This is a genomic window from Idiomarina sp. ST20R2A10, assembly GCF_051842345.1.
Taxonomy (GTDB): domain Bacteria; phylum Pseudomonadota; class Gammaproteobacteria; order Enterobacterales; family Alteromonadaceae; genus Idiomarina; species Idiomarina loihiensis.
The window spans coordinates 130,355-152,819 of sequence record NZ_JBNIEY010000005.1 but is presented as its reverse complement, the minus strand read 5'-3'; the positions used below and the strand labels follow the sequence as shown (position 1 = coordinate 152,819).

At 48.5% G+C, this 22,465-nt stretch carries 23 protein-coding genes; 12 read left to right on the top strand and 11 right to left on the bottom strand.

The features are described 5' to 3' along the window. Window positions 1–7: 7 nt before the first annotated feature. The 3 genes from ACP7H9_RS09385 (at window position 8) to arcA (ending at window position 3,551) form a co-directional block, all read left to right on the top strand. Window positions 8–1,012 (top strand): class I SAM-dependent methyltransferase, encoded by a 1,005-nt coding sequence (locus ACP7H9_RS09385; RefSeq protein ID WP_034818482.1) that lies wholly within the window; start codon window positions 8–10, stop codon window positions 1,010–1,012. Between the two features lie 96 nt (window positions 1,013–1,108). Next, window positions 1,109–2,728 (top strand): ATP-binding protein, encoded by a 1,620-nt coding sequence (locus ACP7H9_RS09380; protein ID WP_011233753.1) that lies wholly within the window; start codon window positions 1,109–1,111, stop codon window positions 2,726–2,728. A 100-nt stretch (window positions 2,729–2,828) separates the two neighbouring features. Beyond that, window positions 2,829–3,551 (top strand): two-component system response regulator ArcA, encoded by a 723-nt coding sequence (gene arcA, locus ACP7H9_RS09375; RefSeq protein WP_034818483.1) that lies wholly within the window; start codon window positions 2,829–2,831, stop codon window positions 3,549–3,551. On the opposite strand, the gene ACP7H9_RS09370 is transcribed toward arcA, so the two are convergent. After that, entirely contained in the window at window positions 3,545–3,895 is a 351-nt protein-coding gene (locus tag ACP7H9_RS09370; protein ID WP_034818550.1) for an Hpt domain-containing protein, read from the bottom strand. The two genes, arcA and ACP7H9_RS09370, sit on opposite strands and share 7 nt — an antisense overlap. Window positions 3,896–4,094: 199 nt before the next feature. Between ACP7H9_RS09370 and folE2 the strand changes: the two genes are divergently transcribed. The 7 genes from folE2 (at window position 4,095) to ACP7H9_RS09335 (ending at window position 11,433) form a co-directional block, all read left to right on the top strand. Next, on the top strand, window positions 4,095–5,021 hold the full coding sequence (gene folE2 / locus ACP7H9_RS09365; RefSeq protein WP_011233750.1) for a GTP cyclohydrolase FolE2: 927 nt from the start codon (window positions 4,095–4,097) through the stop codon (window positions 5,019–5,021). Window positions 5,022–5,113: 92 nt separating this feature from the next. Beyond that, window positions 5,114–5,665, top strand: a complete 552-nt coding sequence (locus ACP7H9_RS09360) for a DUF2726 domain-containing protein (RefSeq protein WP_034818485.1) — start codon at window positions 5,114–5,116, stop codon at window positions 5,663–5,665. 24 nt (window positions 5,666–5,689) lie between these two features. After that, entirely contained in the window at window positions 5,690–6,646 is a 957-nt protein-coding gene (locus ACP7H9_RS09355; RefSeq protein ID WP_439222617.1) for a cobalamin biosynthesis protein CobD/CbiB, read from the top strand. Window positions 6,647–6,695: 49 nt separating this feature from the next. Further along, window positions 6,696–7,706 (top strand): adenosine kinase, encoded by a 1,011-nt coding sequence (locus tag ACP7H9_RS09350; protein ID WP_110013606.1) that lies wholly within the window; start codon window positions 6,696–6,698, stop codon window positions 7,704–7,706. 47 nt (window positions 7,707–7,753) lie between these two features. Next, window positions 7,754–9,133 (top strand): adenosylhomocysteinase, encoded by a 1,380-nt coding sequence (gene ahcY, locus ACP7H9_RS09345; RefSeq protein WP_034818488.1) that lies wholly within the window; start codon window positions 7,754–7,756, stop codon window positions 9,131–9,133. Next, a complete protein-coding gene (locus tag ACP7H9_RS09340; protein WP_034818489.1) occupies window positions 9,133–9,702 on the top strand; it encodes a GNAT family N-acetyltransferase in 570 nt (189 codons plus the stop codon). The genes ahcY and ACP7H9_RS09340 overlap by 1 nt, the downstream gene beginning before the upstream one ends. A gap of 411 nt (window positions 9,703–10,113) precedes the next feature. After that, window positions 10,114–11,433, top strand: a complete 1,320-nt coding sequence (locus ACP7H9_RS09335; protein WP_439222616.1) for an NAD(P)/FAD-dependent oxidoreductase — start codon at window positions 10,114–10,116, stop codon at window positions 11,431–11,433. A 363-nt stretch (window positions 11,434–11,796) separates the two neighbouring features. Here the strand turns inward: ACP7H9_RS09335 and ACP7H9_RS09330 are convergent, their stop codons facing one another. The 8 genes from ACP7H9_RS09330 to rplU form a co-directional block, all read right to left on the bottom strand. Then, a complete protein-coding gene (locus ACP7H9_RS09330) occupies window positions 11,797–12,942 on the bottom strand; it encodes an ABC transporter permease (RefSeq protein ID WP_011233743.1) in 1,146 nt (381 codons plus the stop codon). Further along, window positions 12,942–13,676, bottom strand: a complete 735-nt coding sequence (locus ACP7H9_RS09325; RefSeq protein WP_011233742.1) for an ATP-binding cassette domain-containing protein — start codon at window positions 13,674–13,676, stop codon at window positions 12,942–12,944. The genes ACP7H9_RS09330 and ACP7H9_RS09325 overlap by 1 nt, the downstream gene beginning before the upstream one ends. Window positions 13,677–13,679: 3 nt before the next feature. Next, on the bottom strand, window positions 13,680–15,125 hold the full coding sequence (locus ACP7H9_RS09320; RefSeq protein WP_439222615.1) for an alpha/beta hydrolase: 1,446 nt from the start codon (window positions 15,123–15,125) through the stop codon (window positions 13,680–13,682). 147 nt (window positions 15,126–15,272) lie between these two features. Further along, complete coding sequence (locus ACP7H9_RS09315; RefSeq protein WP_011233740.1) at window positions 15,273–15,647, bottom strand: DUF3718 domain-containing protein; 375 nt, start codon at window positions 15,645–15,647, stop codon at window positions 15,273–15,275. A 110-nt stretch (window positions 15,648–15,757) separates the two neighbouring features. Next, complete coding sequence (folA, locus tag ACP7H9_RS09310) at window positions 15,758–16,258, bottom strand: type 3 dihydrofolate reductase (protein WP_011233739.1); 501 nt, start codon at window positions 16,256–16,258, stop codon at window positions 15,758–15,760. A gap of 71 nt (window positions 16,259–16,329) precedes the next feature. Then, window positions 16,330–17,481: an Obg family GTPase CgtA gene (gene cgtA / locus ACP7H9_RS09305; protein ID WP_439222614.1), complete on the bottom strand. Its 1,152-nt coding sequence runs from the start codon at window positions 17,479–17,481 to the stop codon at window positions 16,330–16,332. 116 nt (window positions 17,482–17,597) lie between these two features. Continuing rightward, complete coding sequence (rpmA, locus tag ACP7H9_RS09300; protein ID WP_011233737.1) at window positions 17,598–17,855, bottom strand: 50S ribosomal protein L27; 258 nt, start codon at window positions 17,853–17,855, stop codon at window positions 17,598–17,600. 15 nt (window positions 17,856–17,870) lie between these two features. Then, the gene (gene rplU, locus ACP7H9_RS09295) at window positions 17,871–18,182 is read right to left on the bottom strand and encodes a 50S ribosomal protein L21 (RefSeq protein ID WP_011233736.1); all 312 of its coding nucleotides are present in this window, start codon (window positions 18,180–18,182) and stop codon (window positions 17,871–17,873) included. A 192-nt stretch (window positions 18,183–18,374) separates the two neighbouring features. Between rplU and ispB the strand changes: the two genes are divergently transcribed. Continuing rightward, window positions 18,375–19,346, top strand: coding sequence for an octaprenyl diphosphate synthase (gene ispB / locus ACP7H9_RS09290; RefSeq protein ID WP_439222677.1), 972 nt, complete (start codon window positions 18,375–18,377; stop codon window positions 19,344–19,346). Window positions 19,347–19,879: 533 nt separating this feature from the next. Here the strand turns inward: ispB and mdh are convergent. Further along, window positions 19,880–20,812, bottom strand: a complete 933-nt coding sequence (gene mdh / locus ACP7H9_RS09285; protein WP_011233733.1) for a malate dehydrogenase — start codon at window positions 20,810–20,812, stop codon at window positions 19,880–19,882. Between the two features lie 187 nt (window positions 20,813–20,999). Between mdh and argR the strand changes: the two genes are divergently transcribed. Continuing rightward, the gene (gene argR, locus ACP7H9_RS09280) at window positions 21,000–21,473 is read left to right on the top strand and encodes a transcriptional regulator ArgR (protein ID WP_011233732.1); all 474 of its coding nucleotides are present in this window, start codon (window positions 21,000–21,002) and stop codon (window positions 21,471–21,473) included. Here the strand turns inward: argR and ACP7H9_RS09275 are convergent. Then, window positions 21,449–22,414: a Dyp-type peroxidase gene (locus tag ACP7H9_RS09275; RefSeq protein ID WP_011233731.1), complete on the bottom strand. Its 966-nt coding sequence runs from the start codon at window positions 22,412–22,414 to the stop codon at window positions 21,449–21,451. The two genes, argR and ACP7H9_RS09275, sit on opposite strands and share 25 nt — an antisense overlap. Window positions 22,415–22,465: the final 51 nt, after the last annotated feature.

The window sequence follows — 22,465 nt, the reverse complement described above, 5'->3', positions numbered from 1 at the left end:
TATCACTATGTCAGCTGCAATTTTATCTATGCTTGGACGTCAGTCCGGGCAACCCTGGGCTAATGGCTCATTATTGGTTATTCATCCCGGTGGTGGCGAATTATCTGCCTTACCTAATGCCTCGGCCTGGAGTTTTCACGCGGGTCACGCGGCTTATTGGAAAGCAGCCGGGCGCCCGGTTTTTTGCCAAATTCAACCTCCTAACCTTAGTCATTACGACGGTGTTTTATTTCTGGTAGCAAAGGAAAAAGAGCTAAATCAGTATTTACTGGAACAGTTAGCGTCGTTACCAACTGGCACTCCGGTATGGTTTGCCGGCGAAAAACGCTCTGGTATTCAACCTTTAATGAAACATTTGCCTGCCTGGTTACAGCCGCCGCAGAAACTGGCTTCGGCAAACCATTGCCTGCTTTTTGCCAGTGAACGCAATGAGCAGGTTCATCAAAGCGCCTCGGTTGAGGACTACGCCAAAAACATCACTTATGAATTAAACCAGCAACAAGAGTCTTTTGTTACTTTGCCTGGCGTATTCAGTCGTGAGCATATTGACCCGGCAACTTTGCTGTTACTGCAACATATTAAGGATCTACCCAAAGGCCGCGGTATGGATTTTGCCTGCGGTGCGGGAGTTATCGCTAAGCAGTTAGCTTCAGTGGCCACTGAACTTATGGCCTGTGATGTGAGTCCTATTGCCATTGCCGCCAGTGAGATAACACTGGCCAATGAACCAATAACACCCGAGTTGCGTTTAGCCGATGGCATACCGGAAAATGCCGGACAGTTTGATTTCATTGTCAGTAATCCCCCGTTTCACACCGGACAGAGAACCGACTATGAAATTGCACGGAAATTTATTAGCAATGCCCGGCAACACCTTAATAAACAAGGTGCTTTTAGAGTCGTTGCTAACCGTTTTCTGCCCTGGCCAGAGGTTATTGAATCGGTGTTTGGCAACTGCAGTGTTATAGCCGATAATGGCCGTTATCGTGTTTACCATGCAACTTGTCGATAAATAACCCGTTTTTTTGTTTAACTGATGCCTTTTTTGTTAACGCTTTGCTAACATTAGTAAACATATAATTTTTTCAGAGATTGAGCCGTAGACTGAATGCATACCATTTCACTGAAGCGCATACTGATTTATATCGTGTTGTTGGTCACCAGCTTCGCGCTTCTCGTCGGTTTTACGGTTAATATTGTGAGTCAGGTTGCACAATATCAGGAATCATTGCATGACCAGGCTTTGTCTTATTCCCGCATTGTGGCTGGCAACGCTGCCAGCAGCTTAGTTTTTAATGACAACGCTAACGAAAAACAACGCCTGAGTTCATTAGAGAACACCTCGTTTATTCAGCATGTTCATGTCTACAAAATGGATGAAACCAGTAACGAACTGACCTTTTTCTCGAGCTACAATAAAAAAGGCCTGCCCCCTATTCCGGCGCGGTTCGCTAAACTGGATAAACTGACAACACCGCAAACTAACGACAACTACATTGAAGTTTCTCAGCCCGTAGTACTTGACGATGAAGTCATTGGTTACGTGTATTTGCGTGGCTCACTGGAGCAGGCCCGCTTATTCATGTGGCGCTCAATTGGCATTGCCAGCGTGGTTTTCGTACTGACACTGCTACTTTGCTGGCTAATAACTTTGCGCTTGCGAAAGACTATTGTCACGCCATTAGACAGCGTAGTTGATGTGATTTCTCAGGTTGCCCGGGACAAAAACTATTCATTGCGCCTGGCGCCGTCAAAGCTGGTTGAATTCGATATGATGGCGCACGCATTTAACACCATGCTTGATCGTGTGCAGCAACACATTAGCCGGCAGCGCCGGGCCGAAGAAGAAGCCAGTCAGTTAAATACCGAGCTGGAACGTCAGGTTACTCAGCGTACCCAGGCACTAAAAGAATCCAACAGTGAGCTGCTTAAAACACTGGAACAACTGCACCAGTATCAGGGGCAACTGGTTGAATCGGAAAAAATGGCGTCACTGGGCGACATGGTGGCCGGTATTGCCCACGAGGTTAATACACCAATAGGTCTGTCAGTTACCGCTTCCACTTTGCTGCAGGACAAATTAACGATAATGCAGGAGAAATTCGACGAGAAGCGAATTTCAACCTCAGAGTTCGAGCGCTTTTTAAGTGATTGCGATGAAAACCTGCAAATTATTTACCGTAATTTGGGCCGGGCGGCGGATCTGGTTACCAGCTTCAAGCAGGTGGCAGTTGATCAGTCATCAGAAATTGACCGGGATATTCATATTCCGTCGTTCATGAACGATGTTCTTATTTCGGTTAAGCCCAGACGCCTGGATCCGGAGAAATTCCCTATCCGTATTTCATGCCCTGAAGGGCTGACTGTGCGCGCTAAAGCCGGACCGTTAAATCAGGTGCTGATTAACCTTATTGTCAATTCTATGATCCATGCTTTTGAAGGGTATAGCAGCGGACGAGTGGACATTAGCTTTACTATGGTAGGTGATGACAAGCTGGAAATGGTTTATACCGACAATGGTAAAGGTGTTCCCAGTGATATTAACCGTAAAATATTTGACCCTTTTGTGACCACCAAACGAGGTTCCGGCGGCAGCGGGCTGGGTCTGCATTTGGTCTACAATTTAGTGACTCAGGTACTGGGCGGAAACATTCACTTCTTTAGTGAAGAAAAGAACGGCGTGGAGTTTATTGTCCGTTTTCCTGTCACTTTGGTCAGCAATGCTTGAAAAATCTCAAACAAAAGTCATAATGTAACGTCATAACTTTTATAAATATAAGTTCAACACCGTACGCACAGCGACGAACTTTCCGGGAAAATCAACGCTTATGAATGCCAGAATACTGATTGTTGAAGACGAAGTTGTTACGCGCCAGACCCTCACACGTCTATTCCAACAAGAAGGCTACGAAGTTTTTGATGCTGCTGATGGCCTGCAAATGGAAAACATCATGCGTCAGGAACGTGTGGATGTCGTAATTATGGACGTCAATTTGCCAGGTAAAAATGGTCTGGAACTTGCGGAATCCTTACGTGAAAGCGACAACATTGGGTTAATTTTCTTAACCGGTCGTGACAGCGAAGATGACCGCCTGTTAGCACTGGAGTTAGGGGCTGATGACTACCTCATTAAACCTTATAACCCAAAAGAGCTGACAATTCGTGTACGCAACCTGTGTCGCCGTATTGAAGCATCACGCTCAGGCAGTCCGGTTGAAAACAACAGTGTTGAATTCCAGTTCCATGGCTGGCGTTTGAACAGCGACAGTCGCTGCCTGTACTCACCGGAAAACCAAATGTTCCGCTTGCCGAAAAGTGAGTATCGTGCGTTGGAGTTATTTTTATCTAACCCGGGCCGCATTCTTGACCGTGAAACTCTGGTTAAACGTATGCTGGATCGAGAACTGCGTCCGAATGACCGTACCGTTGACGTTGCCATTCGCCGAATTCGTCGGCATTTCGAGTCTCACCCGGAAACACCGAACTTAATAACCACCATCCATGGTGAAGGCTATCGCTTTATCGGCGAGGTTGATCAGCAAGCTCAGTGATGCTCAGCTAACCAGGCATCAATTTGGCGTCGGTGCGGAATAACCGCATCGGCCCATTCAATTAATAAACGCTCAGCTACCGGCCACTCCCACTCTTCTTTCTCAATCTTTTCCATCAGCTTAGATAACTCAGTTAAACCGACTGAACCGCAAGCACCTTTAACTTTATGCGCCTGTTTGCGTAGCTCGTCTTCATTACGGCTTTTAGCTGCCTGATGCAATAATTGCGCATAGCTTTGAATAATACCGTCAAAAGTCGCCAGCGTTGAATTCACGCCTTCAACGCCTAAGGTATCGACGTATTGCTGTAATAACTCGGTGTCTATCGCCGATTTTTCTGCCATCTTTTTATGCTCCATCAATCCAAAACCCTATCCTCGGCGTATTCCTGTTTTGAGTCAACCACTGTGCAGACAGAATCGATTAGGGCAATCGGTGTCACCTGGTGAAATTCTGCGATATAATGCCCACCTTTAGACTGAGCCTCATTGATCAAGATCAAACAGGCCGGACAATATTCACGACACTTGGAGTTCACAACGAATGCCAACAGTTATGCCCGACGTAGCCAACCAAACGCAGGCCCAGACAGAGGGAGCTCTCGATTGGGTTGGCATGAGCAATATTGAAGTTCCATTGATGGTAGCAGCAGCCGGCGTACCAGAACGCCCGGTAGCAGCTAAAGTGGAAGCTTTTGTCAATCTGAAAAACCCGAAAACCAAGGGTATTCACATGTCTCGCTTGTATTTGTTGCTGGACAAAATGTCGACCGAAGGTGAGCTCAGTCACGATACTTTAAAGCAGTTGCTGAATGACTTTATCGAAAGCCATAAAGACATCAGTGATCAGGCCTTTATTAAGTTTGATTTTGACTATCACCTGCGCCGCAAATCGCTGATTAGCAAAAAGCAGGGCTGGAAAGCGTACCCCGTCAGCTTAACCGGCCGCTACGATGCGGGTCAGTTAAAGCTGGAGTTGTCTGTCGATGTCCCTTATTCATCGACTTGCCCTTGCTCTGCGGCTTTAGCGCGCCAGTTAATTCAGGATGCCTTTAGCGAGAAATTTGCCGGTCAGGAACAGGTAGATGCCAGCATCATGCACGAGTGGCTGGGTTCCACCGAAGGTATTGTTGCAACACCGCACAGCCAACGTTCAGTTGCTGAGGTTAAAGTTGCCTTAAGCGACAGTGTTAATGACTTTCCCATTGTAGAACTCATTGACGCCATTGAAGGGGCTCTTAAAACACCAGTACAAGCGGCCGTTAAACGTGAAGACGAGCAAGAGTTTGCGCGTTTAAATGGACAGAACCTGATGTTCTGTGAGGACGCCTCGCGTCGCTTACAACATCAGTTAAACCAGATGTCGAACTTCCGTGATTTCTGGTTGCGGGTTAACCATTACGAGTCACTGCACGCACACGACGCGGTGAGTGTCACGACCAAAGGTGTTCCCGGCGGTTACTCGGCATAGCCTTGGTTAAATAAATTCCATAAGCAGCCATAGCTGGCACAGCTTTTGCTTCACACCTCACAGAGCGTCAATTTTCTGATGAGGTGTGAAAAATGGAAATTATCCTGTTGTTGTTTGTTGTAGTGTTAATTGCGGTGGCTATTATTGCCAGCCGAATGTCTGAAAACTATGTACCCTACCCCTATAAGCTAAAAGACGTTTCCTTGTGCACCGCGCAGGAAGATCAGTTTTTGACACTATTGGAAAAGTCGGTCGGCGACAGCTTCCGCATATTCACCAAAGTTCGTTTAAGCGACATTGTTACCGTGCGCTCAGGTTTATCCTCTACCGCACGCAAAGATGCCCACAACAAAGCCAGCCAACGCATTCTTGACTACGTGTTATGCGATATTCACACCATGCAGGTTAAAGCAGCTATTGAGCTGGAGCCAGGTCAGTCGTCAATGAACCAGCAGAAACGTAACTTATTCCTGAAGAACACCTTATCTGCTGCCGGACTGCCGTTCCTGCGCTTTAAAGCAAAACCCGGCTATCGCGTTGCCGAGCTGCACGACTACATTCACGGTAAAATCCGTCAGGCTGAACATGTTCGTGCTGCGGTACCAACAAATAAAGATAAGAATAACCAGCCGATTGCCGCTTAACTTGCTCCGTGGCAGTATAGCTGCATGAACACGGAACTTTTAACCGACATATTATTATCACCTGTCGCTCTGGCTCTGCTGGCTTTGCTAGCAGAGCGCTGGTTTCCCTGGCCAGAGCAGTGGCACCCCTTTGCCGTTTTGCGGCTAATGGCCGCCTACATGAGCGGCAAGGTTAACAAACCCAACCGCCCTGTCGGCCAACAGCGCCTTGCCGGTTTTTTGGCGTGGTTAACTATGTCACTGCTGGTATTGCTGCCAGCAGCTATTGTATTTGCCGGTGCTGAAGTGTCTTTGGCTATTGGCTGGCTAATTTTACTGGTGAGTCTGCGTCAGCAGCCCGTCAGTCACGCCATAAAATTAGCCGATAGCCACCTGCAACGCGGCCGCAAGAATGCCGCCCGCGCCTGGCTAAGCCGCATAACCTGGCGCGACTGCGACTTACTGAGTGAACATGGCATTGCCAAAACCAGCATCGAACTGCGCGCAACCAGCATTCTGGAGCATCGCTTTACGCCTTTGCTCTTCTGGTTTGTTGGTGGGCCACTAGCGGCACTTGGGGTACGAACCCTTTCCGAACTGACTCAGGTTTGGCCGGTTGCACAGGCAAAGTACCGACACTTTGGTCTGGCAACACACTGGCTTCACACCGTAACCCATTTCTTGCCTTCATTTTTGCTGGCCTTGGCTGCACGGTTTATAGCGCTATTTCAGCGTAATAAATTCAGGCTGCAGCCGTTAAAACGTAACCCTTTGTTCTCTACTATTCTGCTCAGCTGGATACAAAGCTTCAGCTATTGTCACCGGGTCAGTTTGGGCGGGCCTATACAAGTGCAGGGAATTCGTATAGCGAGACAGCGTTTTGAAGGACGTCCCGCCGAGTTGTTGATATCGAGAGCGCCCCGCTGGCAAAGGCAGTGGCAGGTTTTTTTCGTTGCTTGTCTGGTTATTGCACTTTTTGCCTTGTTCATTTATCGACCCTGAGTGACTCATCGGGTATACTACGCGCCCTAATAAGCAACCGTTTAATATTATGAAAACCATTGATGTAGTCGGCATTGGCAATGCGCTGGTGGATCAGGAGTTTGAAGTCTCTGAAGACTTCCTGCAGAAGCACGATTTAAAAAAAGGCATGATGGAGCTGATTGATGAAGACGCTCAAAACACTCTGATTGCAGAACTTAGTCAACTGGGCGAATTGAAAAAGCAAAGCGGCGGTGGCTCAGCAGCTAACTCGTTGGTGGCTTTCGCTCAATTCGGCGGCAAGGCCTACTACTGCTGTAAAGTTGCTGACGACGAAGCCGGCATGTTTTACCGTCAGGATTTAGAACAAATAGGCATAGAAACCAGCCTTCACCAACAGAAGAATCCGGGCACTACTGGGCGCTGTCTGGTTATGGTGACTCCTGACGCCGAACGCACCATGCGTACTCATTTGGGCATAACGGCCGATTTATCTAGCGCGGAAATTGACGACCATGCCATTGCAGCGGCAGACTACCTTTATATTGAAGGTTATTTAATTACCTCAGAAATTGCGCGTGGCGCGATCCAGCATGCGAAAAAAGTGGCACGGGAAAACAATACAAAGCTGGTTATGACTTGCTCTGACCCTGCCATGGTGAAGTTTTTCCGTAGCGGAATTGATGAAATTCTGGATGGTGGTGTCGATTTAATGTTCTGCAACCGCGAAGAAGCAGAATTATTAACCGGTAAGGACGATCCTCAGGCGGCTTTATCCGTATTACTAAAGCAGGCCGACACGGTTGCTATTACTTTAGGTAAAGACGGTGCTGTAATTGCTAACCGTGAACGTCAGGTACATATTCCGGGCGTGCCGGTTAAAGCCATTGATACCAATGGTGCAGGCGACATGTTTGCTGGTGCTATGCTTTATGGTTTAACGCGTAATATGTCGCTGGAAGACGCTGGTCGTTTAGCCAGCCATGCGGCGGCGGAGCTGGTCACTGAATTTGGTCCCCGACTGAATAAAGACCGACAGCAACAATTAATTGAGCGCATTATGAGCGCCCAAACTGCTTGAATTTACTTAAAATTCACTGACAGAAATCACTGAAAAAGAGAGTCACTATGAGTGCAGAAAATTCACAAGACTACAAAGTAGCAGATATTAGCTTAGCCGAATGGGGCCGCAAGGAAATTGCGATTGCTGAATCTGAAATGCCGGCGTTGATGACTATCCGCCGTAAATACGCTGACAGCAAACCACTGGCCGGTGCTCGTATTATTGGCTGTATTCACATGACCATTCAAACAGCTGTGTTGATTGAAACATTGCTTGAACTGGGTGCCGAAGTGCGTTGGTCATCGTGCAACATTTTCTCTACTCAGGATCACGCTGCTGCCGCTATGGCTGCTGCCGGTGTGCCGGTATTTGCCTGGAAAGGTGAAACCGAAGAAGAATACGACTGGTGCTTAAAGCAGACTTGCCATAAAGACGGTGAGTTGTGGGATGCCAACATGATTCTGGACGACGGCGGTGATTTAACCCTGATGATCCACGACGAATTCCCGCAGATGCTGGAGAAAGTTCACGGCATTACTGAAGAAACCACTACCGGTGTTCACCGTTTGCTCGATATGCTGGAAAAAGGCACTCTGAAAGTACCGGCCATTAACGTGAACGATGCTGTAACTAAGTCAAAAAATGACAACAAGTACGGCTGCCGTCATTCACTAAACGATGCCATTAAGCGTTCTACTGACCACTTATTGTCAGGTAAGAAAGCTCTGGTAGTTGGTTACGGTGATGTGGGTAAAGGTTCTGCCGCTAGCCTGCGTCAGGAAGGCATGATTGTTAAAATCAGCGAAATTGACCCAATTTGTGCCATGCAAGCCTGCATGGACGGCTTTGAAGTGGTCTCTCCTTACCTTGAAGGCAAAAACAACGGTACCGGCGACAACATCAACAAAGCCTTGCTGGAAAACACCGACCTGATTGTGACCACAACCGGTAATATGGACGTATGTGACCGTTACATGCTGGCTGCGCTTAAGCCTACTGCCCTGGTTTGTAACATTGGCCACTTTGACAACGAAATTGATACGGCCTTTATGCGCAAAAACTGGCGCTGGGAAGAAATTAAGCCACAGGTTCATAAAATTTACCGTTCAGACGACGACAACGACTACCTGATTCTGTTAGCCGAAGGCCGTCTGGTGAACTTAGGTAATGCAACCGGCCACCCCAGCCGTATTATGGATGGCTCTTTTGCTAATCAGGTACTTGCTCAAATTCACTTGTTCGAGCAGAAATTTGCCGACATGGAAAATAAGAAGCAGGAAGAATATCTGCGTGTAGAAGTTCTGCCTAAGCAACTGGATGAAGAAGTTGCGCGTTATATGGTGCAGGGCTTTGGCGGTGTTATCACTAAGCTGACAGCGGATCAGGCTAACTACATTCACGTTGATGTGGAAGGTCCGTTTAAGACAGACGAGTACCGCTACTAATGAGCGATATTATTTATCGTGAAATAACGGCTGCCGATATGGCGGCCGTTATTGATCTGGCCAATGAAGTTCATGGTGACAACTACCTGAACGAAGAGAGTTTTCAGCAGTATTTAGCCGGCGGTACCGTTGGTAATGTACAGTTGAACTGGATAGCTCTGCGCGGTGAGACCCCATTGGGCGTGCGCATTACCCTGGCGCCCGGACAATGGCCAATTGATGATTTTTGCACCCCAGACGCCTGGCCAATTCCGGCCGATAAGCTGTGCTACTTTAAATGCGCAGCCGTGTCAGAAAAGGCACGCGGTCTGGGCATAGGCAAAGAACTGTTGTTCCGTAGTATTGAAGCCGCCAAAGAGCTGGGCTGCCGTGGTGGTTTAGCACACATTTGGATGCAAAGCCCCAATAACAGTGCCTATGAATATTTCACCCGCTGCGGCGGTGAAATGATTAAGCAACATGAAAAGCGCTGGTACAAAGCCTCAGTAGAAGACGGCTACTACTGCCCAGTATGCGACGGCATCTGCTACTGCAACGCCGGCGAAATGCTGCTGAAATTCGATACGTAAGGCTCCGAATAGCGAGCGCTGAGGTTGCATGGGCTTGGGGCAGACTGCTCACTTGTTTCGCTTGAGCATTGAAGGCCTCTGTGGCGGAGACGCGACGAGCTCATCCATGAGGGCTTGACGAAGGCCATCCATGGCCTTCGACACTCCACCACAGAGGCCTTCAACACTCGTAACGCTCACAAGTGAACAGTCTGCCCCTTTTGCCTCCCTCATAGCGGCTTAAGTTGGCTTTTTATATGAGGCGGGAGATAGTGAGCGCGCCAACGGTTACATAGGGCTATTGTGGAGGTGTGCAGCGCCATGGATGGCGCTGCCCAAGCCCTACACGGATGTATTCACGGGCGCCTCCACAATAGCCCTTGTAACCTCAGCGCTCGCTGTCTTCCCTCTCCGTTTTATAGGTGGGTGTTTATGTATGATCCTTTGGTTAATGCGCCTCCGGGGCCTCATGATGCTCCTGAGCCTAGTTATTGGCAGCAGCATACGCAGGCCGAGTTTCCGGAGTGTGTGGATGCGCCGGAGGAAGTGGGATTTGCTGTTATTGGTGCGGGTTACACGGGCTTAAACGCGGCTCGGGTTCTGGCCGAAAATGGGCATTCTGTTGCAGTATTTGAAGCCAACCAACTGGCCTGGGGTTGTTCGTCGCGTAATGCCGGGTTTGTGATGAAAAGTACCGGCCGACTGGGCTTGTCGGCCTGGGCTGAACGCCTTGGTGCTGACATTGCGCAAGACATTGCCGATGAACATCAAAAGGCACTGCAACTGGTTGAAGAAACTTTGCGTTATTGCCCGTCGCAGTGCCAGCGCCAAAACGGCGGCTACCTGAAAATAGCGCACCGCAACAGCGCCGTGGCACCATTGAAACAACAATATGAGCAGCTTAAAAAGTTTAATCAACCCGTTGAATGGCTCACCCAAAATCAACTCTCGGGGCTTATTTCAAGCCCACAGGCCCATGCCGCATTGCGTTTCACCGACTGCTTTGCTCTTAACCCCATTTTGTTGGCAGCAGCTACCGCGCGAAGAGCCTCGGCCGCCGGTGCACAGTTAGTTGAACACTGCCCGGTAACTCAGGCAGTGTCACTTGGCGGCAAAGGCGTGTATCTGCAAACAGCCAAAGGCGCTGTACGCGCCCGTAAGCTGTTAGTTTGTTCTAATGGCTATACATCAGGGCATTTGTTGCCGGAGATTGCCAGTCGCTCGCTACCGGTGCTTTCGAGCATTATTACCACCCCACCTCTGAGTAAAGAACAGGTTGAGAGTATTAAGCTTTCACCTCAATACGCCATAATGGATACACGCATCCTGAAGTATTACTTCCGCTTACTGCCCGATAACCGCTTATTGTTTGGTGGTCGTGGTGCCATTCAGGGGAAAAGCGCAGAGAAGCCGATATATGCTAAACGCTTACTGCAGGCATTACACCAGACTTTCCCGCAACTGCGAGAAGTGAACAAGTGGGAGTATTTCTGGAGCGGTTGGGTCAGTGTGTCACTGGACGATTACCCGCGAGTAGGCAAAGTGAAAGATAATATCTACGCCAGCATGGGTTACTGCGGCGCCGGTGTTAGCTTTACCGCTCTGGCCGGTCAAAGACTGGCAGAAGCCGCCATGGAACAGCCCCTGCCCGAGCTGCCTTACTACCAGTCACAACTAAAGCCCTTCCCATTACCACGCTTCCGCCGCCTAGGCCAATGGCTCTACTACCACTACGGCCGCCTACGCGACTGAGGGGGGACAAGGGCAGGCTGCTCACTTGCTTCGCTTGAGCATTGAAAGCCTCTATGACGGAGACGCGACGAGCTCATCCATGAGAGCTTGACGAAGGCCATCCATGGCCTTCGACACTCCGCCACAGAGGCTTTCAACACTCGTAACGCTCACAAGTGAACAGCCAGCCCTTCTAATCTCTCTCATCACAGCTTAAGTGGCTTCTTAACTGAAGCGGAAGATAGTGAGCGCGCCGACGGTTACACAGGGCTATTGTGGAGGTGTGCAGCGCCATGGATGGCGCTGCCCAAGCCCTACAGGGATGTATTTACGGGCGTCCTCCACAATGGCCCTTGTAACCTCAGCGCTCGCTATTCAGCCCCGCTACAGGCCGAAGACGATTTTTTCGCTTTTGAGCATTCGGGCTATGTATTTCATTAGCAGCAATGCGGCTGCCAGGGTGGCAATTGCGCTGATGACCGTTCCCATGACATTCACGTTCTCACCGCGTATCAGTGACAGAAAAGCCTGATGCTGACCGGTTAGCGGGAGATAGTAGAGAATTGGATTTTTAAGCCGTGCAAATTCGACACCGAATGACGCTGCCATGGGAATGATCAATAAGAAGCTGATGTAGGTTTGTGCTTCTTTGAAGTTTTTCGCGCGAAAGGACACAAACAATTGCAGGGCGGTCGCGAACAAAGCTAGCGGTACCAGCAAAACAAACATTAGTAGCATCATACCCACACTAAAGTTCACGTTCATACCAATTTCGTGTAATGGAACGTAGGCAAATATAATGGGTATGAGTACCAGTGACAGTATTGCCCCGAACAATGAAAAGGTCGTTGCGGTCAGTGCTTTACCGGTAACAATGTCCCAGGTGCTTAACGGCTGACTCAGCAAAAATTCCAGCGAGTTACGTTCACGCTCACCAGCACTGATATCAATAGCCACATTCATACCAGACCAGAATACAGACAAGATAATAAATACCAGCACACTGCCCATAATCAAGGCCGCTTTTGAGCCCCGGGTTGCTAAGTCTTGCTTTTGTAACTGTATTGGTTGCACGACACGCGGATCCACACCCCGTAAAGTCAGACGGTAAGCCGCTATTTGACTGGAGTATGCCTGAACGGCCTGCTCTACACGCTTAATTTCGGTCTGCTGTTTTTGTGCAGACCAATCAGCACGCAAGGTTACCTCTACCGGCTCAGCTTTACTCACACTTTCCTGCCAGTTTTGCGGTAAGGTCAATATTATTGGCGTTTCGGTTTTCGCCCACTCCCCTTCTTTAGCAACAACACCACGTTCGTTCAAAAATTCAACGAGTTGAGGGGCATTTTCTTTGCCTTCAATGGTAATTTCAACGTCTGCTGGGTCGGTCAGTTGAGTTATTAAGAAAAAGAAGGCTACGGCCATTAATAAAGGGCCAAAAAACGCATAGGACATTGCCGCTAAAACAGAACGTTTATCACGAATAGCGTCCCGGAACTCTTTTTTCCATACGGAAGTTAATGCACTCATTAGGCTGCTATCCCCTCGTCGGTACCGATAATTTTAACGAAGGCGTCTTCCAGCTGTTGCTCGCCGGTCATATCGCACAGCTCCTGTGGCGTTCCCTCAGCTGCAACTTTGCCTTTTGCCATCACCACCACCCGATCACAGAGAGCGGCAACTTCCTGCATAACGTGGCTGGAAAACAAGATACAGGTGCCTTGAGCGCGTTGTTCGCGCAGCACATCTCTTAAAATTCGGGTACTCATAACGTCCAGACCGCGGCTGGGTTCATCCAGAATTAGATGTTTCGGGCTGTGTACTAGAGCCTGAGCCAACGCTACTTTCATCCGCTGGCCTTGTGAAAAACCAGCAGTACGACGGTCTGCAAGCTCTTTAATATCCAGCTTCTCTATCACCTTCTCAACCGCCTGCTTTTGCTCCGTGCCTTTTAGCCCGTGTAAACCGGCGAAATAAGCTACTTGCTCGCGTACGGTCAAGCGTTCGTATAAACCGAATTTATCAGGGAATATACCGAGGTTACGGCGTGCATCAATCGGGTTCTGGTTGGCATCAACACCTTCAATCTCTGCTTTGCCGGTATCGGCCTGCAACAACCCGTAAATAATACGCAGACAAGTCGTTTTCCCGGCTCCGTTTGGCCCAAGAAGCCCGGTAATTTCGCCATCTTTTGCCTGAAATGAAAGAGAGTCCAGCGCTTGCACATTTTTGAATGTTTTTGTCAGTGCATCTACGTTTATCATTATCTATAGCCCCGCTGCATTCTGGTTCAGCACAAATGGCTTCAGCCTTTGTTCTTTTAAGCAGCTGCCATCAATATTTTCGATAGAACCTTGCTCGATAAAATCTGCAATGAGCTTATTAGCGCAGGTATGGCTGGCTATGGTATGCCCGGCGTTAGGTGCAACCAGATGTTTACTGTTAGGTAAGGTTCTGTGCGCAATTTCGCCCCATTCCGGAGGCGTCACCGGGTCCAGCTCTCCCGATAACAACAAAACCGGCTTATCACTAACGACCGGATCGGACCAATAAGATGGAACACTCGATGATTGCCAACCCGCACACATGTCGACAAAGGCATCACCGGTGCGGCTGCCAATAAACTCATTGTTGCCGTCCTGAGCGAAAAGCTCAGGAGTCGCCCTTGGCAAGTCTTCGCCACACACAACCGAGAGCATAAGCCCCAGGTAAATACTGTTTTGTGACATAGTACCGCCCATCAGCCCCAGTATTGCATGGTAGTTTCCTTCAGCTGCTGAGTGAATCGCGTAAGGCAATAACTGACGAGTACTGGGGTGATATAAAGCAACACGAATAATTGAGCTAAAACGCCCGGGAGTCAGTTTTATTTCCAGCGGCTCAAAAGAGAGGGGGTCACGCGTTTCCAGCAATATATTCTCAGCTTCAAGCTCACTCATCACCTCATAGTATTCTTGCTCTAGGTTAGGGAACTTCTCATGACACGGGCTTTGTTCGGAACAGTCTTTGAGCATTTCGTCAAATGCATTGGCTCCGTGTTGACCAAAAGGCCCGATGATTACCTGAGGCGGAGCTACGGCATCGAGGGTAGCCGTACGAACTGAGCTCGGTGCTTCACGTAAATAAGTTAGTCCAACGCGCGTTCCATAAGAGCCGCCATAAAGGTTCAGTTGCTCTATACCTAAATGTTCACGTACTCGCTCAAAGTCTTTAACTGCGTTAACCGTATGATATTGCGTTGTGTCTGTATCAGGGTACTGTTCCTGACATTCACGACTCAAGGCTCTAAGGTCCTGCTCATCGTCAGCTCGTATCAATTCATCAGGGCGTTCAATACCACATTCAAGCGGGTGACTTTTACCTGTGCCACGCTGATCAATTAGAAGGATATCGCGCTTTTGACGCACCGCTTCGAACATACGCGCTATCATTGGAGTTAATTCGGTAGCGGCCTGTCCCGGCCCTCCGGCCAGAATGAGCATAGGATCGGCTTGCGCTCCTTCCTGAATAGCGGGAAGAATCGCGTAGTAAATACCAATATGCTTGCCGTCGGGTTGTTCGTAATTTTCAGGAACTGAAACTGTGCCACAGTGCAGTTTCTCTTGCACGCCGGGTAAATAACAGCCCGAAGCTTCATTTATTTTTGTCTGTGCCTGACCGCTATGCGGTATCAGTCCCAGTAACAGTAGCGATAATGCCATCCATTGTTTCATAGCGGTTCCGTTTATATATGCAACGGATCTATTGTCGTAGAGAACAGGGGAGAATTACAAGGTAAGTCACTGATTGATTTGTTAGAAGATGTAAAAAAGCCCGCAAAAATTGCAGGCTTTTAGAAAATAATTTTATTAGTGCCTAACTTACAGGCCAGCGCGATCTTTAATTGCTACTGCAATTGCACTGCTGCCATGACCGTTAGATTGCGCCCATTCGTAGTCGCCAGAAGCTTTCAGTTCATCTACTGACAAGCGACCAACAATGAACTCACCAATGTCTTGTGAGCCATTTGACATGGCAAATTGCAATAAGCTCTGACCATTACACTGAATACCACTGTAAATATCGCGTACGCGGACACGAGCATCACGTAATTTTTTACGCATACGCATGGTGTCATCACCCTGTACGTATGTGCATAAGCTTAAGGCTAATTCATTTGCCTCTGCGCTCTTTGAAAACGTTACGCCAGTTGCCGCAACGGCAGCCATCATGGTGCCTAATACAATTGCTTTCATCTAAAACCCCATCACAAGATTGTTCAAAAATTCATCAAGATGATACTACGAACTCAAGCCTGCTGCAATGGCTTAAAATACATGTAAGTTACTGAATTTATAACTTCTTATTAACTTACTCTGTCGAAAATAAGAGTACTAAAGTTATGGGAGTTGCGCTCATCAGCGGCAAAGTTTTGCCGCTCTATCTCTTGCCAGTCGGCGACTTGATGATAATCGGGAAAGTAAGTATCACCCTCAACATTTAGTTCTATTTTAGTAACATATAGTCGGTCTGCGAGGGGTAAAAATTTTTCATAAATTTTTCCTCCGCCAATAATCATGAGTTCCTCAACCGGACCTGCAGCGGCTATTGCCTGTTGCACCCCAGACACCCAAACCACCTGACTGTCCTGATTTTCCGAACGATCCGTTCGACGGCTTAGAACGATATTCTTGCGGCCGGGCAAAGGACGACCAATTGACTCAAAAGTCCGGCGCCCCATAACAATTGGCTTACCTAAGGTAATTTTTTTGAAATATTGCAACTCGTCCGGCAGGTGCCATGGCATTTTGTTATCTTTTCCAATAACCCGATTATCGGCCATAGCAACCACGAGTGATATTTTCATTCGGCGATATCCTTAATGCGTAGCCTGACGCTTACGTCAGGACCAAGACCTCACCTGACATCAATGTCAGGCTACTTCTGATAAATAACTTCGACGTCGTGATCATCGTCGTCGTCATCTTCGTCATCCATCTCTTCTTCAAGAACTTCTTCGTGGTAAGTGTCCCACATGAACTCAACCGGGTCGGCTTCTTCATGCTGCTCAGTGTCAGGTGCTGGCAATGTTTCAAGATAAGACATTACCTCACGACAAAGCGCGTCGCTGCCACGCCCTTCCAGAGCTGCGATTTGGAACACCGGGCCGTCCCAGTTCAGAGATTTAACCAGCTCGTCTACTTTCTCCTGAACCTCTTCGTCCAGCAGCAAGTCGACTTTATTGATGACCAGCCAGCGTGGCTTTTCAGCCAGTTTCGGGCTGTATTTTTCCAGCTCGTTGATAATAATACGCGCCTGCTCGGCAGGGTCGGTTTCATCAAACGGGGCTAAATCTACCAAGTGCAGTAATAAACGGCAACGCTCTAAATGTTTTAGGAATTGTATGCCTAGTCCAGCACCTTCGGCCGCGCCTTCAATAAGACCGGGGATATCGGCAATAACAAAACTCTGATGCGGAGCGGGACGCACAACACCCAGGTTTGGTATCAGGGTGGTAAACGGATAGTCGGCCACTTTAGGGCGTGCTGCGGAAACCGAGCGAATAAAAGTCGATTTACCGGCATTCGGCATACCCAGCAAACCAACATCAGCCAGCAACATCAGTTCCAGTTTTAGCGGGCGTACTTCGCCAGGAGTACCATCGGTTTTTTGTCGTGGCGCACGGTTTATACTGCTTTTAAAACGCGTATTACCCAGACCATGGAAACCACCTTTGGCTACCATTAAACGTTGACCATGTTTCGTCAAATCGCCAAGAACTTCGCCAGTATCAATATCGGTAGCGCGAGTACCAGGAGGAACCGGCAGCACGATGTCGTTACCGCGCCTGCCCGTACAGTTTTTGCCCATACCGTTTTTACCGCGTTCAGCTTTATGAAAACGTTCAAAACGATAGTCGATAAGGGTATTCAGGTTCTCGTCTGCTTCTAGATAGACATCACCGCCGTCGCCACCATCGCCGCCGTCAGGGCCGCCTTTGGGAATATATTTTTCGCGACGGAAACTGATACAACCATTACCACCGTCACCCGCGTCTACGCGGATTTCTACTTCATCAACGAATTTCATCGCAATCTGCTACTTATCACTTATAGAATACTGTGCAAAATTCTAGCACATATGAAAAAGCCCCGCCGTAAGGCAGGGCTTTCAGAACCGAAACTTTTCAGTTTATGTTCGCATTATTAGTCAGTAATAACGCTCACAAATTTACGGTTTTTGCTGCCCTTCACATCAAAAGACACTTTGCCTTCTGAGGTTGCAAACAATGTGTGGTCTTTACCAATACCAACGTTCGCACCAGCGTGGAACTTAGTACCACGTTGACGAACCAGGATGTTGCCTGCTAACACAGACTCACCACCGAAGCGCTTAACACCGAGACGTTTACTCTCTGAGTCGCGACCGTTTTTAGTAGAACCACCAGCCTTTTTATGTGCCATGTCGTTACTCCTTAATTAGCTGTTGATACCAGTGATTTTCACTTCCGTGAACCACTGACGATGGCCTTGTTGACGGCGAGAATGCTTACGACGACGGAACTTAACGATTTTAATTTTATCGCCACGACCGTGATCAATCACTTCCGCTTTCACTTTACCACCGGACACGAACGGAGCACCGATGTTTACATCGTTGCCGTCAGAAACCATCAAAACCTGGTCGAATTCAACTACATCACCGGTAGCTGCTTCCAGTTTTTCCAGGCGGACGATTTGGCCTTCAGACACACGGTGCTGCTTACCGCCACTTTGGAATACTGCGTACATATTATTCTCCACAACCCTATTGGGCATCCAAATTCAAATCAGGGCGCGAATTGTACGTAATCCAGTCAGCGATCGCAACCCTTAATTTGAACTTAAAAGCGGCACCGCTTACCGCGGATTGAGTTTCCGCTCTGCTATAAATAGTGTACCATCCCTTTTCCGTTAAATTTTGTAAATAAACAGATATCTATGATGGATATGCAGTCCATTAACGCATTAGCCAAAGACGACATGCTTGGTGTTAATGCATTAATAGGTGAACAACTTCAATCGGATGTTGCCTTAATTAACCAGTTAGGCCTTTATATTGTCAACAGTGGCGGTAAACGCTTACGGCCGCTGCTCGCCATATTAGCTTGTCGGGCTCTGGGTTATGAAGGTAACGACCACCGCAAACTTGCTACGATTATCGAGTTTATTCATACCGCGACTCTGCTTCACGACGACGTCGTTGATGAATCGGAACTGCGCCGCGGACGCAAAACCGCCAACGCAGTGTTCGGTAATGAAGCCAGCGTACTCGTTGGTGACTTCCTTTATACCCGCGCCTTCCAGTTAATGGTCGATTTAGACTCCCTGCGGATTCTGCGTATTTTAGCGGACGCCACCAACATCATTTCTGAAGGCGAAGTCTTACAGTTAATGAACTGTAACGACCCGGATACTTCAGAAGCCAGCTACTTTAATGTTATTTACGGCAAAACCGCCAAGTTGTTTGAAGCAGCTACCGAGTTAGCCGGTGTACTAACCGAACAGGATGCAAAGGTTACTCAGCAACTGGCTGATTACGGTCGTTACCTGGGTACCGCGTTTCAGCTAGTAGATGATTTAATGGATTACACTGCGGACAGCGAATCTATGGGCAAAAATGCGGGTGATGACTTAGCGGAAGGTAAGCCAACGCTACCGCTTTTATACGCAATGTGGCATGGCAACGACGTAGAACAAAAGCTGATTCGTGAAGCCATTGAACAAGGCGACGGGCGTGAGCACTTACAAACCGTGCTAACCGCTATGGAACGAACGGGAGCCTTGCAGTACACACGCGACAAAGCCTTAGAAGCCGCCGAACAAGCGCGTGAATCCCTAAGTGAACTCCCCGACTCCGACTACAAACAAGCCCTGCTCACCCTAACCCACCTTGCAGTCGACCGAGTGGCGTAAGAAATGCCTTGGGGGAGCGGGTTCTGTTTCGGAGGACGCCCGTGAATACATCCCTGTAGGGCTTGTGTAGCGCCATCCATGGCGCTACACACCTCCGAAACACAACCCTTCCCGCTTTAGGCATTTCCAATTAGCATCGCCATCCATGGCCTTCGACACTCCGCCATAGAAACCTTCAACACTCGTAACGCTCACAACCCAACAGCCTGCCCCATGAACCATTTCGGTAGCCTGATGTTCACATCAGGTGGGGTATTTGAACATTGGACCTGACGTAAACGTCAGGCTACATACCTTTCAACAAGCAGGGAAATATTGGGGTTGGTCAGTATTGGCGATACGCCATTGTGGGTTATCTGGAGAAAGTGCTGAGATAATTTTCAGCAAGTAGCGTGGAAATGTTGGGGCGGCTATTACAGGAGCGTCGAAGGCCAGGGACGGCCTTCGTCGAGCGCTCATGGATGAGCTTGTAGCGTCTCCTGTAATAGCCGCCCCAATATTTTCAAAAGCGGACTGCTGAAAGTTATTTCAGCTTAGCTGGCGAAGTCGATGCCAGTTTGGATGTCGCCTTTCAGGCCGTCTAGCATTTCGTCCATGCATTTTTGTTCGAACGCACTAAGTTTGCCGTAAGACAGAATTTCTTCGGCGCCGTTTTTGCCTAAGCGTACTGGCTGCGCGAAGAACTTAGCGTTGTCGCCCGGGCCTTCTACGTAAGTGCACTCAATAGTGTCCTGACCTTGCAGGCCTTTCAGCAGTGACAAGGCAAAGCGTGCTGCTGCCTGACCCATAGAAAGGGTTGCTGAACCGCCGCCAGCTTTGGCTTCAACTACTTCGGTACCTGCGTTCTGGATACGGTGAGTTAAGTCTTTGATTTCTTGCTCTGTAAACTCAACACCTTCAACCTGAGACAGCAATGGCAAAATGGTTGTGCCGCTATGCCCACCGATAACTGGTACATTAACGTTTTCCGGGTTCAGACCACGCAACTCACCAACAAAGGCTTCTGAACGGATAACGTCCAGCGTAGTAACACCGAACAGTTTACGCTTATCGTAGCAGCCTGCTTTTTTCAGGACTTCGGCAGCGATTGGAACCGTGGTGTTTACTGGGTTAGTAATGATGCCAACACAGGCGTTAGGGCAGTTGTCTGCAACGCCTTGCACTAGGTTTTTAACGATGCCGGCGTTCATGTTGAACAGGTCAGAGCGATCCATACCCGGCTTACGTGGTACGCCGGCAGGAATCAATACGATGTCGCTGCCAACTAATGCTGATGCTAAGTCGTCTTTACCGAAGCCTGTTACTTTTACGTCGGTAGGGATATGACTTAAGTCAACCGCCACACCTGGAACTACTGGCGCAACGTCATACAACGATAATTCTGAACCTGCTGGTAATTGGGTTTTCAGAAGTAATGACAATGCCTGGCCGATACCACCGGCCGCACCTAATACGGCTACTTTCATCTCAGACTCCGTTTTTGTTGGTCAATTTAAACTGCTTAAAAATGCAGGATTTGGGGCAAAACTGTACTCCTATATCAATAAAAATACAACTTTGCGCGATACACATTCAGCACTCGAATAGCGCATCTTTATGCAGTACACTGTCTATTATTATAGCACGTAAACAGCATAGGAATTTGACACTCACATGGTGCAGGACACGTTACTCGAAGCTTTTAAAACTTTGCTCCGCGAAGAGCGTTATGGCTCTCAAGGGGAAATTGTTAACGCCTTAAAAGCCGAGGGCTTTGATAACATTAGCCAGTCTAAAGTGTCGCGCATGCTGAGTAAGCAAGGAGCGGTTCGTACCCGCAATGCGAAACAGGAAATGGTCTACTGTTTACCGCCTGATTTAGCCGTGCCTTCCACCCGGGCACCATTAAGCCAGCTTGTACTGGATATTCAGCATAATGATGTGATGGTCATTATTCGCACAAGCCCGGGCGCCGCCCAGTTAATTGCGCGGTTGCTGGATTCGGTCGGTAAAAAGGAAGGCGTACTTGGTACTATTGCTGGTGACGACACGATTTTTATTGCACCGCTTAAAGTTGCTGATATTGAATTCACTCTGCGAAAAGTACGCGAGCTGTTTGCGAATCAGGCGGTACTGCCCTCTTCATAGTCAGCTATGTCGTCGGCAACTTCTTTGTTCGCTTCCATAAAGCGCATTGAAGGAACAAAAAAACCTGAGCTGGACACGGCTTGTGAGTAATCTAGTAAAGGGTCGTAAGCTCCCTGTTCGTCGGCGTAATAACGGTTCTTTAGCCACTGAACAACCATTTTAGGCGAATGGCTAAAATACATTGCCAGAAGCCCCTGTTCGCGCAAGTCGCCCCAGGGCATATTCTGCCGCAATAGTGGAATAGGCTGTTCGCTACTATCAATTAAGCGACTTTTCGCAGCGTGAGTGACACCTTCGATTTTGGCTTCTGATAAACGTTCACCAGATACTTTCTCGCGTCCCATTAGCAGCTCCTGCTTTTCAGGGCCTAAGTAGTCCCAACGACGCAAGTCATGCCGAAACTTCTGTACGAATAAGTAGCTGCCGTCGACAAAGTCCGCATCGTCCTGCGCCTCAACTAAAGCGACATTACGCTTGCGCATACCCCGCGGGTTATCCGGCGCATCGATAAAGCCGGTTAAGTCGCGGCCGTCCAGATAACGAAAGGAACGGATTTGCTCAGCCACTTCAATGTCGTAGCCAAACCATTCCATTAACGTGCGTCCCGCCAAGTAGTTAGCGTCAAAACGATCACAACGAATCTGTATAACAAGATCATAGGGGTGTCTTGGCGCTTCACGGTCGCCATCGCTGAGCTCGGGAAAAGCCTGCAAGTGAAGCGGTCGCTTATGCGGATAAAGAATATCCCAGTAGTCCGCCCCTATGCCAACAAAGCCTGTTAACATGCCTTCAGAGAAACGGGCGTCAAGATCGCGTAAAATTGCTGGAAAACGAGCTAACTTGCGACGTAAACTTTCAACGTCGTCGCTCATGACATGACAAAACAACGTCAGACCATGCAGATTAGGTTCCGCGTAGACTCCTGACTGAGCTTTATCCACCCTATTCTCCCATTTAACTGTTATTTTTGTGGGTTCGTTCTATTCGCTTTT

Excerpts from the sequence above, each read along its gene's own strand:
- ACP7H9_RS09385 (WP_034818482.1), top strand. The coding sequence starts at position 8 with ATGTCAGCTGCAATTTTATCTATGCTTGGACGTCAGTCCGGGCAACCC.
- ACP7H9_RS09380 (WP_011233753.1), top strand. The coding sequence starts at position 1,109 with ATGCATACCATTTCACTGAAGCGCATACTGATTTATATCGTGTTGTTG.
- arcA (WP_034818483.1), top strand. The coding sequence starts at position 2,829 with ATGAATGCCAGAATACTGATTGTTGAAGACGAAGTTGTTACGCGCCAG.
- ACP7H9_RS09370 (WP_034818550.1), bottom strand. The coding sequence starts at position 3,895 with ATGGCAGAAAAATCGGCGATAGACACCGAGTTATTACAGCAATACGTC.
- folE2 (WP_011233750.1), top strand. The coding sequence starts at position 4,095 with ATGCCAACAGTTATGCCCGACGTAGCCAACCAAACGCAGGCCCAGACA.
- ACP7H9_RS09360 (WP_034818485.1), top strand. The coding sequence starts at position 5,114 with ATGGAAATTATCCTGTTGTTGTTTGTTGTAGTGTTAATTGCGGTGGCT.
- ACP7H9_RS09355 (WP_439222617.1), top strand. The coding sequence starts at position 5,690 with ATGAACACGGAACTTTTAACCGACATATTATTATCACCTGTCGCTCTG.
- ACP7H9_RS09350 (WP_110013606.1), top strand. The coding sequence starts at position 6,696 with ATGAAAACCATTGATGTAGTCGGCATTGGCAATGCGCTGGTGGATCAG.
- ahcY (WP_034818488.1), top strand. The coding sequence starts at position 7,754 with ATGAGTGCAGAAAATTCACAAGACTACAAAGTAGCAGATATTAGCTTA.
- ACP7H9_RS09340 (WP_034818489.1), top strand. The coding sequence starts at position 9,133 with ATGAGCGATATTATTTATCGTGAAATAACGGCTGCCGATATGGCGGCC.
- ACP7H9_RS09335 (WP_439222616.1), top strand. The coding sequence starts at position 10,114 with ATGTATGATCCTTTGGTTAATGCGCCTCCGGGGCCTCATGATGCTCCT.
- ACP7H9_RS09330 (WP_011233743.1), bottom strand. The coding sequence starts at position 12,942 with ATGAGTGCATTAACTTCCGTATGGAAAAAAGAGTTCCGGGACGCTATT.
- ACP7H9_RS09325 (WP_011233742.1), bottom strand. The coding sequence starts at position 13,676 with ATGATAAACGTAGATGCACTGACAAAAACATTCAAAAATGTGCAAGCG.
- ACP7H9_RS09320 (WP_439222615.1), bottom strand. The coding sequence starts at position 15,125 with ATGAAACAATGGATGGCATTATCGCTACTGTTACTGGGACTGATACCG.
- ACP7H9_RS09315 (WP_011233740.1), bottom strand. The coding sequence starts at position 15,647 with ATGAAAGCAATTGTATTAGGCACCATGATGGCTGCCGTTGCGGCAACT.
- folA (WP_011233739.1), bottom strand. The coding sequence starts at position 16,258 with ATGAAAATATCACTCGTGGTTGCTATGGCCGATAATCGGGTTATTGGA.
- cgtA (WP_439222614.1), bottom strand. The coding sequence starts at position 17,481 with ATGAAATTCGTTGATGAAGTAGAAATCCGCGTAGACGCGGGTGACGGT.
- rpmA (WP_011233737.1), bottom strand. The coding sequence starts at position 17,855 with ATGGCACATAAAAAGGCTGGTGGTTCTACTAAAAACGGTCGCGACTCA.
- rplU (WP_011233736.1), bottom strand. The coding sequence starts at position 18,182 with ATGTACGCAGTATTCCAAAGTGGCGGTAAGCAGCACCGTGTGTCTGAA.
- ispB (WP_439222677.1), top strand. The coding sequence starts at position 18,375 with ATGGATATGCAGTCCATTAACGCATTAGCCAAAGACGACATGCTTGGT.
- mdh (WP_011233733.1), bottom strand. The coding sequence starts at position 20,812 with ATGAAAGTAGCCGTATTAGGTGCGGCCGGTGGTATCGGCCAGGCATTG.
- argR (WP_011233732.1), top strand. The coding sequence starts at position 21,000 with ATGGTGCAGGACACGTTACTCGAAGCTTTTAAAACTTTGCTCCGCGAA.